General features: G+C 67.4%; 12 protein-coding genes. 4 read left to right on the forward strand and 8 right to left on the reverse strand.

All coding sequences use genetic code 11. The annotated features are described in order from the left end of the window. Positions 1-156 precede the first annotated feature (156 nt). A complete protein-coding gene (locus ACVWYS_RS17215) occupies positions 157-1,896 on the forward strand; it encodes an AMP-binding protein (protein WP_456510119.1) in 1,740 nt (579 codons plus the stop codon). Positions 1,897-1,898: 2 nt separating this feature from the next. Continuing rightward, on the forward strand, positions 1,899-2,405 hold the full coding sequence (locus ACVWYS_RS17220) for a MarR family winged helix-turn-helix transcriptional regulator (RefSeq protein ID WP_091250456.1): 507 nt from the start codon (positions 1,899-1,901) through the stop codon (positions 2,403-2,405). An 8-nt stretch (positions 2,406-2,413) separates the two neighbouring features. Here the strand turns inward: ACVWYS_RS17220 and ctlX are convergent, their stop codons facing one another. From ctlX to ACVWYS_RS17235, 3 genes are all read right to left on the reverse strand, one after another. Then, entirely contained in the window at positions 2,414-3,367 is a 954-nt protein-coding gene (gene ctlX / locus ACVWYS_RS17225; RefSeq protein ID WP_456510120.1) for a citrulline utilization hydrolase CtlX, read from the reverse strand. 7 nt (positions 3,368-3,374) lie between these two features. Then, positions 3,375-4,406, reverse strand: coding sequence for an ornithine cyclodeaminase (locus tag ACVWYS_RS17230; protein ID WP_456510121.1), 1,032 nt, complete (start codon positions 4,404-4,406; stop codon positions 3,375-3,377). 161 nt (positions 4,407-4,567) lie between these two features. After that, a complete protein-coding gene (locus ACVWYS_RS17235) occupies positions 4,568-4,999 on the reverse strand; it encodes an Lrp/AsnC family transcriptional regulator (RefSeq protein ID WP_116765654.1) in 432 nt (143 codons plus the stop codon). A 234-nt stretch (positions 5,000-5,233) separates the two neighbouring features. Here ACVWYS_RS17235 and ACVWYS_RS17240 point away from each other — a divergent pair, with 234 nt between their 5' ends. Next, positions 5,234-8,407, forward strand: a complete 3,174-nt coding sequence (locus ACVWYS_RS17240) for a bifunctional cytochrome P450/NADPH--P450 reductase (RefSeq protein WP_456510122.1) — start codon at positions 5,234-5,236, stop codon at positions 8,405-8,407. A gap of 45 nt (positions 8,408-8,452) precedes the next feature. On the opposite strand, the gene ACVWYS_RS17245 is transcribed toward ACVWYS_RS17240, so the two are convergent. The 5 genes from ACVWYS_RS17245 to ACVWYS_RS17265 form a co-directional block, all read right to left on the reverse strand. Further along, positions 8,453-8,983: a hypothetical protein gene (locus tag ACVWYS_RS17245; RefSeq protein ID WP_456510123.1), complete on the reverse strand. Its 531-nt coding sequence runs from the start codon at positions 8,981-8,983 to the stop codon at positions 8,453-8,455. A gap of 20 nt (positions 8,984-9,003) precedes the next feature. Beyond that, positions 9,004-9,783: an enoyl-CoA hydratase gene (locus ACVWYS_RS17250; RefSeq protein ID WP_456510124.1), complete on the reverse strand. Its 780-nt coding sequence runs from the start codon at positions 9,781-9,783 to the stop codon at positions 9,004-9,006. Between the two features lie 76 nt (positions 9,784-9,859). Continuing rightward, positions 9,860-10,801: a 3-hydroxyisobutyrate dehydrogenase gene (gene mmsB, locus ACVWYS_RS17255; RefSeq protein WP_456510125.1), complete on the reverse strand. Its 942-nt coding sequence runs from the start codon at positions 10,799-10,801 to the stop codon at positions 9,860-9,862. Beyond that, entirely contained in the window at positions 10,794-11,867 is a 1,074-nt protein-coding gene (locus ACVWYS_RS17260; RefSeq protein ID WP_456510126.1) for an enoyl-CoA hydratase/isomerase family protein, read from the reverse strand. Before ACVWYS_RS17260 ends, mmsB begins: the two co-directional genes overlap by 8 nt. Further along, positions 11,867-13,366, reverse strand: coding sequence for a CoA-acylating methylmalonate-semialdehyde dehydrogenase (locus ACVWYS_RS17265; protein ID WP_116765575.1), 1,500 nt, complete (start codon positions 13,364-13,366; stop codon positions 11,867-11,869). Before ACVWYS_RS17265 ends, ACVWYS_RS17260 begins: the two co-directional genes overlap by 1 nt. Positions 13,367-13,498: 132 nt before the next feature. Here ACVWYS_RS17265 and ACVWYS_RS17270 point away from each other — a divergent pair, with 132 nt between their 5' ends. Beyond that, a complete protein-coding gene (locus ACVWYS_RS17270) occupies positions 13,499-14,305 on the forward strand; it encodes an exodeoxyribonuclease III (protein ID WP_456510127.1) in 807 nt (268 codons plus the stop codon). The last annotated feature ends 20 nt before the right edge of the window (positions 14,306-14,325 follow it).

Below are 14,325 nucleotides of genomic sequence, written 5' to 3' on the forward strand. Positions count from 1 at the left end.
GACGCCGCTCTTCCAAACCCTTGGATGTCCTAGTATATTGCAGAGTGACGGGGATCACTAGGCGGGCGCCGCGGCGGCCCGGCGGGATCCCAGGCAACGGCGTTGTGCCACGGACCGCCCGGAACGGCTGCGCCAGCGAACTTCGAAAGGTGCACCATGACCGTAACTGAGGAATTCCGGGCCGCCAGAGACCGGCTGCTTGCCCTGCGCGGGGACTATGAGGCCGCCCGCAGCGAATTCCAGTGGCCGCGCTTCGAGGAATTCAACTTCGCGCTGGACTGGTTCGACCAGCTCGCGGCAGACCCGGCCAAGGCGGACAACCCGGCCCTAGTGATTGTCGAGCAGGACGGATCAGCGACGCGGCGCAGCTTCGAAGACCTCGCCCGGCGCTCGTCCCAGGTGGCCAACTGGCTGCGGAGCCAGGGCGTGCGGCGCGGGGACCGGATGATCATCATGCTCGGCAACCAGGTGGAGCTCTGGGAACTCATGCTGGCCGGCATCAAGCTGGGCATCGTCATGATCCCCACCACCACCCTGATGGGGTCCGCGGACCTCCAGGACAGGGTGGAGCGCGGCGGCGCGGCCTGGGCCGCCGTCGGAAGTGCCAACATCGCCAAGTTCGTTGACGTCGCGGGTGACTACACGCTGATCGAAATTGCCGACGCCGCCGCAGAACCGGCCGGACCACAGGACACGGCGCTGCAGTACGCAGACGCCGCCGCGGCCAGTGAGGATTTCACCCCGGACGCCCCCACCCTGGCCGACGAGACCCTCCTGCTCTACTTCACCTCCGGCACCACGTCCAAGGCCAAGCTGGTGGAGCACACGCACACCTCCTACCCGGTGGGTCACCTCTCCACGATGTTCTGGATCGGGATGGAACCGGGCGACGTCCACCTCAACGTCGCCTCCCCGGGCTGGGCAAAGCACGCCTGGTCCAACGTGTTCACGCCCTGGATCGCCGAGGCCTGCGTGTTCATCTACAACTACGAGCGCTTCGACGCCAAGGCCCTCATGGAGCAGATGGACCGCGAGTCGGTGACGAGCTTCTGCGCCCCGCCCACGGTCTGGCGCATGCTCATCCAGGCCGACCTCACGCAGCTGAAGAACCCTCCCACCAAGGTGGTGTCCGCCGGCGAACCGCTCAACGCCGAAGTGATCGACCAGGTCCACCGCGCCTGGGGCCAGACCATCCGGGACGGCTTCGGGCAGACCGAATCGACGGTGCAGATCGCGAACACCCCGGGCCAGCCGATCAAGATCGGCGCCATGGGCAGGCCGCTGCCCGGCTACGACGTCGTGCTCGTGGACCCCGCCACCGGTGAGGAGTCTGACGACGGCGAACTCTGCCTGCGTCTGGACCCCCGCCCCGTGGGGCTCATGAAGGCCTACTACGGCGACCCGGAGAAGACCGCGGAGGCTTTCCGCGACGGCTACTATCACACCGGCGACATGGCCAGCCGGGACGAGCGCGGCATCATCACGTATGTGGGCCGGGGCGACGACGTCTTCAAGTCCTCCGACTACCGGCTGTCCCCGTTCGAGCTGGAGAGCGTGCTGATCGAGCACCCGGCGGTGGCGGAGGCCGCCGTCGTCCCGTCCCCCGACCCGCTCAAGCTGTCCGTGCCGAAGGCGTTTGTGGTCCTGGCCGCCGGGCACCAGCCCGGCCCGGAGCTCGCCGAGGACATCCTGCGGTACTGCCGCGAACACCTGGCCCCGTTCAAGCGGATCCGCCGCCTGGAGTTCGCCGAACTCCCGAAGACCATCTCCGGCAAGATCCGGCGCGTGGAGCTCCGCCACAGCGAGGAAATGCGCCACGGCGGCGGACCCGTTCCGGAGGGCCTGGGCATCGAGTATTCCGAGGCCGATTTCCCGGGACTCAAGGGGCAGAGCTGACCGTGGGAACGCCGCTGCCCCGAGATCCGATCGCCGACGCCCGGCTGAACTGGGAGCGCCACGGCTGGGCCGACGTCGCCGCCCCGATGGCGGCCATCACCGCCATCATGCGGACCCAGCAGATTCTGCTGGGCCGGATCGAAGCCGTGCTCAAGCCGTTCGGGCTCACGTTTGCACGGTATGAGCTGCTGGCATTGCTCAGTTTCGCACGCAGCGGCGCGTTGCCCATGAATAAGGCGAGCGCGCTGCTTCAAGTTCACCCCACCTCGGTCACCAACGCCGTGGACCGGCTCGAGAATGCCGAACTGGTGGTCCGTTCCCCGCATCCGACGGACGGCCGGACCACGCTGATCGAGCTCACCGCGGAGGGCCGCGCCCTGGCCAAACAGGCGACGGCGGTGCTGAACTCCGAGGTCTTCGGCCGCTCGGGCTTCGCAGACCAGGACGTGGACCAGCTGATCCGGATCCTTGGCACGTTCCGCCGGAACGCCGGGGACTTCAGCGATTAGAGGACCGGTCAGCCGCCGACGCCGGCAGGGACGGGCCTGCGGTCGAGATGGATGCCGGCGATCATGCATCGCACGGACCCTCCGGCCAGTTCGATCGTGGGAACGTCCACGGGCAGGAGGGTGCAGCTTCGTTCGATGACGGCCTTCTGCTCCGCCGTCAGGGTTCCCAGGGCCCGACGGGAGAGCGCCAGCACGCGGCCTTCGACGCCTTGCAGCTCGATCGCGTTGCCTGCGAAATTGCTGATCTGGTGGGGGCTCAGCTCGATGACCCTCCGTCCCCCGGCGGCAAGCCGTTCCATCACCTCACGCCGGCGCACCGCCGAGGGGATCAGGTCCGCTCCGACCATTGCGAAGCCCGTCGCCACAGTCATCATCACGTTCGTGTGATAGACGGCAGTGCCGTTTACGTCGACCGCGTCGAACAGCATGGGCTCATAGCCGAAGTTCGTACAGAACCGCTCCAGCGCCACGGGATCGGCGCGGCGGGAACGTGCGGCATAGGCCACACGGGCGCCGTGGTCCAGGACCATGGCTCCCGTTCCCTCCAGAAAGACGCTGTCCATTTCCAGCCCGGAGTAGTCGATGACGTCCTGCACCCGGTAATGGGTCTTCAGGAAGTCCAGGATGTCGCTGCGGCGTTCGTGCCGGCGGTTGGGGGCGTACATCGGGAAGATCCCGATCCGGCCACCCGCATGGGTGGAGAGCCAGTTGTTGGGGAACACACTGTCCGGGCGGGTTTCGTCATGGTCCTCGAAGAGGTGCACCGTGACACCGGCCGCCTCCAGCGCCGCGGCCAGCCCCGTCACCTCGTGACGGGCGGCGGCGGCCAGCGTTTGCCGGTCCCCGGAGTGAGCCTGCGTCTGGAAGGCCGTCTGGAAGGCATTGTCCACTGCCGTCGCCTCGTTTGGCATGAAGTTGTGCGGCCTCACGAGAACGACGGCGGAGGGGGCTTGAACTGACATCGCAGGCTTACGAGCCAACCGGGGAAAGGGCGCCCACGAGGCCGAACAGGTTCTTCGGGTCCTCCGGGCTGGCAACGAGGTCGATCTCCACAAAGAAATCGGTGCCGGCGACGGCGTCGCGCACGAACCGCAGGGCGGAAAAGTCCTCAATGGCAAAGCCGACCGAGTCGAAGATGGTGACCTGTGCATCGCCGGTTCGTCCGGGTGCTTTGTCGGTCAGGACCTGCCAGAACTCCGTGACGCGGAAGTCGGCCGGCATGTGCTGGATCTCCCCTTCGATCCGGGTCTGGGGGGCGTATTCGACGAACACGTCGCCGAGTCCGAGGATCGCCGGTTCAAGCTCGGTCTTCCCGGGGCAGTCCCCGCCGATTGCATTGATGTGGACGCCCGGTTCAATCAGGTCCGCCGTGAGGATGGTGGCGTTGGCCTTGTCCGCGGTGCACGTCGTGATGACGTCGGCTCCCCGCACCGCATCCGCGGCGGATGCGGCGATTGTGATGTCGAAGCCCAGCGGCGCCATGTTGGCCACGAACTTCTTGAGCGCGGCGGGATCCGTGTCCCATACCCGGAGTGTGGAGATCCCCAGGGCACTCCGGAACGCGAGGGCCTGGAACTCGGACTGGCTTCCGCTGCCGATCATCGCCATGACGCGCGAGCCGGCACGGGCGAGCTTCTTGGCCACCATGCCGGACGTCGCTGCGGTGCGCAGCGCTGTCAGGACTGTCATCTCGGTGAGGAACGTGGGATAGCCGTTGTGGACGTCGGCCAGGACGCCAAACGCTGTCACGGTCTGGAAACCGCGTGCGGGGTTGGACGGGTGGCCGTTGACGTACTTGAAACCATAGGTCTCGTGATCGCTCGTGGGCATGAGTTCGATGACGCCGAACGGCGTGTGGCTGGCGATCCGGGGCGTCTTGTCGAACGACTCCCAGCGCCGGAAGTCGTTCTCAACGTACTCGATCATGCCGGAAATGATGGTCTCCGGTCCGCGTCCGGCTGCCCAGCGCACCATGTTGTGGACATCGACAAAGCGCGTCATCGCGCCTCCTCATTCTCTAGTTAGTTGCTGATGCCACAACTCTAGGATTCGGCGATATGCAGTCTCAATTGCCAAACAGCAAGCTTTTTGTTGTGCAACTAATCATAATGACGACGCTGGTTGCATATTTTGTTGGCTGGATCTTCTGGGCCCCGTGATCCCTAGCGCAGCACAGAACTCAGCAGGAGGCTCGTTTCGCTGTTGACAACGCCGTCCACGCCGCGGATCCGGCCCAGGACTTGGTCGAATTCGACAAGACTCTCGGTGCGGAGCTCAGCAACAAGGTCCCACCCTCCGTTGGTGGTGTGCAGTGCCGTGATCTCGGGAAAGCCCCTGAGCTGGCGGATAACCCTGTCTGTCGTCCTGCCTTCCACAGCAATCAAGGCAACGGCGCGGATCGCCAGCGGGTCGAGTTCATCGCGGACTCGGACCGTGAATCCGACGATGGTCCCGGATGCCACAAGCCGCTCCAGCCGGCTGTTGACGGTAGCCCGAGCAACGTCTAGCCGGCGCGCCAGACTGGCCACCGAGGCCCTGCCGTCCTCACGGAGGGCAGAAAGGAGCCGGCGGTCAAGATCATCAAGGGCGGTCATTGTCATAATGTACGTCGAGCTTCACTATTCTGCGACTTCCATCAATGAAAAGTGAAGCCGCTGACCGTTGCGTCGGCATATCGCCCACACCTCGGTCCCGACCTATCGCCCCTATTGCCCGGGATCTGAGCGGAGTATCGTGGATCCGGGCAGGCCGGTCCCGTCCCGTCCCGCAGGAATCCCACAGGAAACAGTGCTCACAAGCGTCATATCGGCGACCGCTTAGGAGGGCCCATGCCTTCAGCTCCCGTCCCCATACCGCAGCCTCCCCCGCGGCCGGTAGTCGGCAACTTGCCCGATATCGACTCCAGCAAGGGCATTCTGGGGCTGGTCGAGGTGGCCGAGCAGTACGGCCCCATCGTCCGCATCCAGTTCTTCAACCGCAGCATCATCGCTCTCTCCTCCCAGGAGCTCGTCAACGAAGTGTGCGACGAATCCCGCTTTGGCAAGGTGCTCGGCGTCGCGCTCCGGGAGGTGCGGCAATTCGCCGGCGATGGCCTGTTCACCGCGGAAACACGGGAGCCCAACTGGCAAAAGGCGCACCGGATCCTGATGCCGGCGTTCGGACCGGCGGCGCTGAAGCGGATGTTCGTGGGCATGGACGACATCGTCGAGCAGCTGCTGCTCAAGTGGGAACGGCTCGGCCCCACGGCCCGGATCGATGTTCCGGACAACACCACCCGCCTGACGCTGGACACGATCGCCCTGTGCTCGTTCAAATACCGGTTCAACAGTCTCTACCGGGAGGAGATGCATCCCTTCGTCGGGGCCATGGTCCGTGCCCTGGTCGAATCCGGGGACCGGGCCCGCAGGCTCCCGGTGCAGAACAAAATCATGCTGCGCCGGCGGCACCAGCTCGAGGAAGACAATGCTCTAATGTTCGAGGTCGCCGAGCAGATGATCAGCGACCGGCGGCGCAATCCCAGCCCTGCGGGCAGCGAGGATATCCTCGACACCATGCTCAACGCCGCTGACCCGGTGACCGGCGAGCGGCTGTCCGATGAGAACATCCGCTACCAGATGGTCACCTTCCTCATCGCCGGCCATGAGACCACCAGCGGCCTGCTGTCCTTCACCCTCTACGAGCTGATGCGGCATCCGGCAGTCCTGGCCAAGGCGCACGCCGTGGTGGACGAGGTCCTGGGCACCGAAAGCGCCAGGTTCGAGCACCTGCCCCGGCTGGGATACCTGGACCAGGTCCTCAAGGAAACCCTCCGGCTTTGGCCCACCGCCCCCGCGTTCAACGTGGCCCCGTTCGAAGACACGACGCTGGGCGGACGCTACGAAGTCCCCGCGGGGCAGCCGATCCTGGTCCTGCTCCCGCGGCTGCACCGGGACAAGGCGGCGTGGGGCGAGGACGCCGCCGTCTTCGACCCGGAGCGGTTCTCGCCCGAGCGGGCCGCGACCATCCCGGCCAATGCCTGGAAACCGTTCGGCAACGGGCAGCGCTCCTGCATCGGGCGGGGCTTTGCCCTGCAGGAGGCCATGCTATTCCTGGCCAAACTCCTGCAGCGCTTCGACATCACCGCGGCGGACCCGGGCTATGAACTGCAGATCAAGCACACGCTGACGATGAAGCCTGAAGGGCTGTTCATCCATGTGCGCCGGCGGGACGTCCGGATCGACGCCGCCAGCCATGCCGCCGTCGAACATGCCCGGCAGGCGGAAACGCCGAGCGCCGCCCCCAACGGCATCCCGATCCGGGTGCTCTACGGTTCGAACGCCGGCACCTCCCAGGACTTCGCCCAGCGCATTGCCAACGACGCCGGACGGCGCGGCTACAGCCCCACCATCGGCCCGCTCGACGAGGCAGCCGGCGGACTGCCGACGGAGGGGCTCGTCGCGATCGTGGCCTCCTCCTACGAGGGGCAGCCGCCGGACAACGCCCGGAAATTCCTGGCCTGGACCGTAGGCCTACCATCGGGCAGCCTCAGCGGGGTGCGGTACACGGTCTTCGGCAACGGCAACAAGGACTGGGCGCGAACGTACCAGCAGGTGCCCAAGGCCATCGATTCCCGGCTCGAGGCCGCCGGCGCCGTGCGCGTCTATCCCCGGGGCGAGGCCAACGCCCGCGGCGACTTCTTCGGCGATTTCGACGAGTGGTATGCGGGATTCTGGCCCGCCGTCGACGCCGCCCTCGGGCAGCGGACCAGCCCACCGGCCGCGCAGCCCCAGCTTGAACTTCAGTTCGTGGGCAACGTCCGGGACCCGCTGCTGCGCCAGAACGGCCTCGCCCTCGGCACCGTCGTCGCCAACCGGGAGCTGGTCGATCTGGCCAAGCCCGGCGCCCGGTCCAAGCGGCATGTCGAGATCGCTTTGCCCGAAGGGATGAGCTACCGGACCGGTGACTATCTGGCCGTGCTGCCGCTGAATCCCAGCGGACTCGTCCAGCGCGCCCTGGCCCGCTTCAACCTCGACTACGACTCGCACGTCCTCTTGAGCATGGAGCGCGGCGACACGTTCCTGCCCACCGGCGCGCCTGTGGCCGTGGGCGAACTGCTGAGCAGCTACGTCGAGCTGGCGGTCCCGGCCACGCGCACGCAGCTCGAGGACCTGGCCGATGTCGCGGCGGATCCGGCACACCGCAGGGAACTTGAGGCCCTGGCACAGGACCGCGAGCGCCATGCGGCCGAGATCCTCGACAAGCGCGTCTCCCTCCTGGATCTGCTGGAAACGTATCCGTCGTGCCAGCTGTCGTTCACCTCGTTTCTGCAGCTGCTGACCCAGCTGACACCCCGGCGGTATTCCATTTCCTCGTCCCCGCTGTGGAGCCCCGACCACGCGACCCTGACGTTCGCCGTCGTCCAGGCGCCCGCCTGGTCGGGTCGAGGCGTCTTCGAAGGCGCCTCCTCGACCTATCTCGCCCAGGCCAGGCCGGGATCACGGATCGCGGTGACCGTCCGTCCCTCGAATGCGGCCTTCCACCCGCCCGCATCCTTGGCGGTCCCGCTCATCATGGTCTGCGCCGGGACCGGGCTGGCGCCGTTCCGCGGCTTCATCCAGGACCGGGCGCTGCGGGCCCAGGCCGACGGTTCGGCGCCGGCACCCGCCCTGCTGTTCTTCGGCTGCCGCGCCCCGGACACGGATTTCCTGTATCACGACGAACTTGCGGCGTGGGCGGACGAAGCTAACCTGGACCTCCGGCCGGTCTTTTCCACCGCACCGGAAGACGGCATGAAATACGTCCAGGACCGGCTCTGGGCCGACCGGGCAGACGTCGTCGAGCTGGTCAAGCAGGGCGCCACGGTCTACGTCTGCGGCGACGGCAAGCACATGGCGCCGCAGGTGCGCGAGACGTGCGTGCAGATCTACCGGGAGGCCACCGGTGCCTCCCTGGCGGACGCCGAGGCGTGGATGGACGAGGTCGAACGCACCCACGGCAGGTACGTGGCCGACATCTTCACCTGATGATGCGCAGCCGCTCCCGCAGCCCGGCTGCGAGTCCGGCTATGGTCAGGAGGTCGAACAGGCCGCCGCCAATTTTCGCGAGACGGCGGCGTTTGACCCCGGCGAGCCGGAGCCGGAGATGTACCCGGGTCCCGGTCCGGGCGCCCGGACCTTCACTCGGCTGCGGTCCAATGCCCGGCGCCGGCCGCAGCACGATCGCCCAGCTGACCGCCAGCGCGCCGCGTTGCGAACGGTGCACCAGGACCTGTGGCGGGTCCACGGCCACGATCTCGAAGGTGGCCCCGGGGCCCCCCAGTCGGCAATGACGTCTCCCACGCTGAGGTCCTGCAGCTCCGGGTCAACGGTCCGGAGGGCCCTGCGCCTGGCGGGGATCAGCGCTTCCGCCCAGCCGGGCAGGTACCAGCCGGAACGTTCCTTGCCCAGCTGGACGATCCACGGCCAGACGGTCTCGGGCGGGGCCGGCAGGTCGAAGGCTCGGTCCATCACCACGTCCGGGGCGGGGACCAGCGCATCGCCCGGCACGAGGGCCCGGACCTCGTCCGGGGACGGACCGACTCCCAGGAATCCGGTGTTCATGCGTGCCTTCCTGCCAGCGCTTAGCGGTGGTTGAACTCCGGCTGCCGCTTCTCAGTGAAGGCCGCCATGCCCTCTTTCTGGTCCTCGGTGGCGAACAGCGAGTGGAACACGCGCCGCTCGAACAGCACGCCCTGGGCCAGGCCGGTCTCGAAGGCCGCGTTCACGGCTTCCTTGGCCACCATCGCCACGGGCTTGGACTTGGAGGCGATCACCGTAGCGGCCTTCAGTGCCTCCTCGACGACGTCGGGGGCCGGGACCACCCGGGACACCAGTCCGGCACGTTCGGCTTCCTCGGCGCCCATGAACCGTCCGGTCAGGATCATGTCCATCGCTTTGGATTTGCCCACCGCGCGGGTGAGGCGCTGCGAGCCGCCCATGCCCGGGAGGACGCCGAGGTTGATTTCCGGCTGGCCGAACTTGGCGTTGTCCCCGGCGATGATGAAATCGCACATCATGGCCAGTTCACAGCCGCCGCCGAGGGCGAACCCGGACACGGCAGCGACCACGGGGATCCGGAGCCGGGTGAAGTCCTCCCAGCCGCGGAACCAGTCCGCCGCGTACATGTCCATGTAGCCCTTGGACTGCATTTCCTTGATGTCCGCGCCGGCGGCGAAGGCCTTGGCGGAGCCGGTCACCACCACCGCTCCCACGTCCGGGTCCTTGTCCATCGCGGTGACGGCCTTCACGAGCTCGTCCATCGTGGCCTTGTTGAGGGCGTTCAGGGCCTCCGGCCGGTTGAGCGTCACGAGGCCCACGCGGCCGCGGCGCTCCACCAGGATGTTCGCGTACTGTTCCGTCATGCGTGTTCCCCTTAGCTGGTTCTGAGCCTGCGTGGCCCTGAGCCTGTCTGACTCCAGATGCTGCTGCCGCCCGGGACTAGTGCCCGGACGCGCCGGATTCTGATTTGTCGCGGATGTCGGTGATGATGCCGGAGAAGTCCCGCCCGGCACCGCCCTCCGCGGCAAAGGTATCGTAAATTTCGGAGGCGAGCGGACCCAGGCGGGCCGCGACGCCGGTGCTCTGGAGCGCGTTGAGCGCCAGTTTGAGGTCCTTGGCCATCAGTGCCCCCGCGAATCCGGGCTGGTAGTCCCGGTTGGCGGGGCTCGTCGGGACCGGCCCCGGCACGGGGCAATTGGTGGTCAGCGCCCAGCACTGTCCCGAGGCTGCGGAGGCGACGTCGAACAGCGCCTGATGGGTCAGCCCGAGCTTCTCGCCCAGCACAAAGGCCTCGCTGACAGCGATCATCGAGACGCCCAGGATCATGTTGTTGCAGATCTTGGCCGCCTGGCCGGCACCGTGCCCGCCGCAGTGGACCACACGCTTGCCCATGACGTCCAGCAGCGGCTTGACGGCCTCGAAATCTTCAGGGAGGGCACCGACCATGAACGTGAGCGTGCCGGCCTCGGCGCCCACCACACCTCCGGAGACGGGGGCGTCGACGGCGTGGTGCCCGGCCGCGACCGCGAGCTCCGCGGCCTCGCGGGCCTCGTCCACGTTAATGGTGGAGCAGTCAAGGAACATGGTGCCCGGCGCCGCGGCCTCCAGCAGACCGGGCTGGCCGCCGGTGCCCCGGTAGGCGTCGAGCAGGTGCTGCCCGCTGGGCAGCATGGTCAGCACGACGGCGGCCCCCGCCGCGGCCTCGACGGCCGTCCCGGCGGTCGGAATGCCGTGTTCCCGGGCGGCGTCCAGGGCCGCCGGGACGACGTCGAACCCGGTCACGCTATAACCGGCCTTGACCAGGTTAACGGCCATCGGGCCGCCCATGTGGCCGAGCCCGAGGAAAGCGATGCGGCCTTCCCGTGGTGTGGTCTCAGGCATTGTTCTTCTCCTTTGAAGAGAGCTTCAGTTCACGGTCGCCCAGCGGCGCAAAATAGGACTCGACGTCCTCGTTCGTCACGTCTGCGAGGGTGGCGGGCTGCCAGTGTGGCGTGCGGTCCTTGTCCACCACCTGCGCCCGGATGCCCTCGCGGAAGTCGGGGCCGGCAAGGAACCGCAGGCCCACCCGGTACTCCTGTTCCAGGGCCTCCGCCAGGGTCAGCCCGCGGACCCGGCGCAGGGATGCCAGCGCCACTTTCACGGCCGTCGGTGATTTGGCTGTAATCGTGTCCGCGGCCTCGGCGGCTGCTTCTCCCCCAATAGTGCGCAGTCGGCGAACGATCTCCCCGGCGTCGTCACTGGAGTAGCAGGCGTCGATCCACCCGCGCTGTCCGGCGAGAACAGACTGCGGAGCCGGTTCGGCGAACCGTGCGACGACGGCGTCCGCCGGTTCGGTTTCGAGCGCCGCCGCCAGCTCCGGCAGCCGGGCCGAAGGCACGAAGTGATCTGCAAGGCCCAGGAACAGCGCGTCCGCCCCGCTCAGGTGGGCGCCGGTCAGGGCCGCGTGCGTGCCGGTCTCCCCCGGTGCGCGGGACAGCAGCAGGGTGCCGCCGACGTCGGGCACGAACCCGATGGTCGTTTCCGGCATGCCCGAGCGGGTGCGTTCGGTGACGATCCGCACCGAACCGTGCGCGGAGATGCCCACCCCGCCGCCGAGGACCAGCCCGTCCATGAAAGCGACGTAGGGCTTGGGGTACTCGGCGATGAGCAGGTTCAGCCGGTATTCCACGGCCCAGAAGTCCGCGGTGGCATCCCCGCCGTCGAGCATGTCCCGGTAGATGGCCACGATGTCGCCGCCCGCGCACAGGCCCCGGTCGCCGCCGCCCCGGACCAGCACCGCCGCGACGGCGTCGTCCTCGGCCCAGACCGTGAGCTGGTCCAGCATCGCGGCAGCCATTCCGGCGGTGAGCGCGTTGACGGCCTTGGGCCGGTTCAGCGTCACGACGCCGAGGCGGCCGCGGCGCTCGAACAGGACGTCGGCAGTCTCGTCGGCCCCCTGGCCAACCATCAGCTGCCTTCCGGCATGACGAAGCTGGCGCCCGTGCGGATGCCGGAGGGCCAGCGGGTGGTGACGGTCTTGGTCTTCGTGTAGAAGCGGAAGGCGTCGGCGCCGTGCTGGTTGAGGTCGCCGAAACCGGAGGCTTTCCAGCCGCCGAAGGTGTAGTAGGCGATCGGCACCGGGATGGGAACGTTGATGCCCACCATGCCCACCTGGACCCGGCTGGCGAAGTCGCGGGCGGCATCGCCATCGCGGGTGAAGATGGCCACGCCGTTGCCGAACTCGTGCTCGCTGCACAGGCGCAGCGCCTCGTCGTAGTCCTCCGCGCGAAGCACGCTGAGCACCGGGCCGAAGATCTCTTCCTTGTAGATCTTCATGTCCTTCGTGACGTTGTCGAACAGTGTGGGACCCACCCAGAAGCCGTTGTCGTAGCCCTCTACCTTCAGGCCGCGTCCGTCAGTGACGAGGCTGGCCCCCTCCTCGACGCCGGAGGCGATGTAGCCTTCGATCCGCTCCTTGGCGGAGGCCGCCACGACGGGGCCGAAGTCGGAATCCTTGGCAAGGCTGTGGCCGACCTTGAGCACGGCGATGCGCTCCTGCAGCTTCGCCACGAGGGCATCGGCGGTCTTCCGGCCGACCGGGACGGCCACCGAAATCGCCATGCAGCGCTCGCCCGCGGAGCCGAAGCCTGCCCCGATGAGGGCGTCCGCGGCCATGTCCAGGTCCGCGTCCGGCATGATCACCATGTGGTTCTTGGCCCCGCCGAAGCACTGGGCGCGCTTGCCGTTCGCCGCGGCGGTCGCGTAGATGTACTGGGCAATGGGCGTGGAGCCGACGAACCCGATGGCCTGGACGCGGGGATCCGCGAGCAGCGCATCCACCGCTTCCTTGTCCCCGTTGACCACGTTGAAGACGCCGTCGGGCAGGCCCGCCTCGGTGAAGAGCTCGGCCAGCCGGAGCGGCACGGAGGGGTCCCGCTCGGAGGGCTTGAGGATGAAGGCGTTGCCGGCGGCGAGGGCCGGGCCGGACTTCCAGAGCGGGATCATGGCCGGGAAGTTGAACGGCGTGATGCCGGCGACGACGCCGAGGGGCTGCCGCATCGAGTGCACGTCGACGCCGGTCCCGGCGCTGTCCGAGAACTCGCCCTTGAGCAGGTGCGGGGCGCCGGCGGCGAATTCCACGACTTCGATGCCGCGCTGGATGTCACCCTTGGCGTCGAGGAAGGTCTTGCCGTGTTCGGAGGACAGCAGGGTGGCGAGCTCGTCCATGTTCTGGTTGACCAGGTCCACGAACTTGAGCAGGATCCGGCCGCGCCGCTGCGGATTCATGGCGGCCCATGCCAGCTGACCCTTCTCCGCGCTGGCAATGACGTTGCCCACCTCCTCGGCGCTGGCCAGCGGCAACCGGGCCTGGACCTCGCCGGTGCAGGGATCGTACACATCGCTGAACCGGCCGGAGGTGCCGTCCACCCGCTGCCCGTCAATGTAATGGGATAGCTCTCGAACCATGACCGAATGCTCCTTTGCATGTGACCTAGATCATCTCTCCAGCCGAATATACTCGGACTTCCTACTAATTTCCAGAGGACCGGTCGGAGGCGGCCGCTTCGTCCGCGGGCCAAGTTCGGTAAGTTAGGGACTGTGAAGATTGCTACCTGGAATGTGAACTCGCTCCGTGCCCGCGCCGACCGCGTGGAGGCTTGGCTTCAGCGCACTGACTGTGACGTCCTGGCCATTCAGGAAACGAAGTGCAAAGACGAGAACTTCCCATGGGAGCTCTTCGAGAACCTGGGCTACGAGGTGGCGCACTTTGGCCTGAGCCAGTGGAACGGCGTCGCCATTGCCTCCCGCGTGGGGCTCGACGACGTCGAACGCACCTTCCTGGACCAGCCGGTGTTCGGCAAGAACGGCAAGGACGCCGTGCAGGAGGCCCGGGCCATCGGCGCCACCTGCGGCGGCGTCCGGGTCTGGAGCCTCTACGTCCCCAACGGCCGCGCCCTCGACGACGAACACATGCCCTACAAGCTCAACTGGCTGGACACACTGAAAAACCATGCCGGAACCTGGGTCAAGGACGACCCCCAGGCACAGATTGCGCTGATGGGCGACTTCAATATTGCGCCTCTGGATGAGGACGTCTGGGACATCGACTACTTCCGCTCCGAGGGCCTCACCCACGTCAGCGAGCCCGAGCGCAATGCCTTCCATGCCTTTGAGGAGGCGGGCTTCCAGGACGTGGTCCGCCCGCACGCCCCGGGGCCCGGCGTCTACACCTACTGGGATTACACGCAACTCCGCTTCCCGAAAAAGGAAGGGATGCGGATCGATTTCATCCTGGCCTCCCCGGCGCTGGCAGCCCGGGTGACCGGTGCGATGATCGACCGCGAGGAACGCAAGGGCAAGGGCGCCTCGGACCACGCCCCGGTGATTGCGGAACTGGCGGACTGATGGCTGCCGCCGAGGGAAGC

Source organism: Arthrobacter sp. TE12231 (assembly GCF_054062895.1).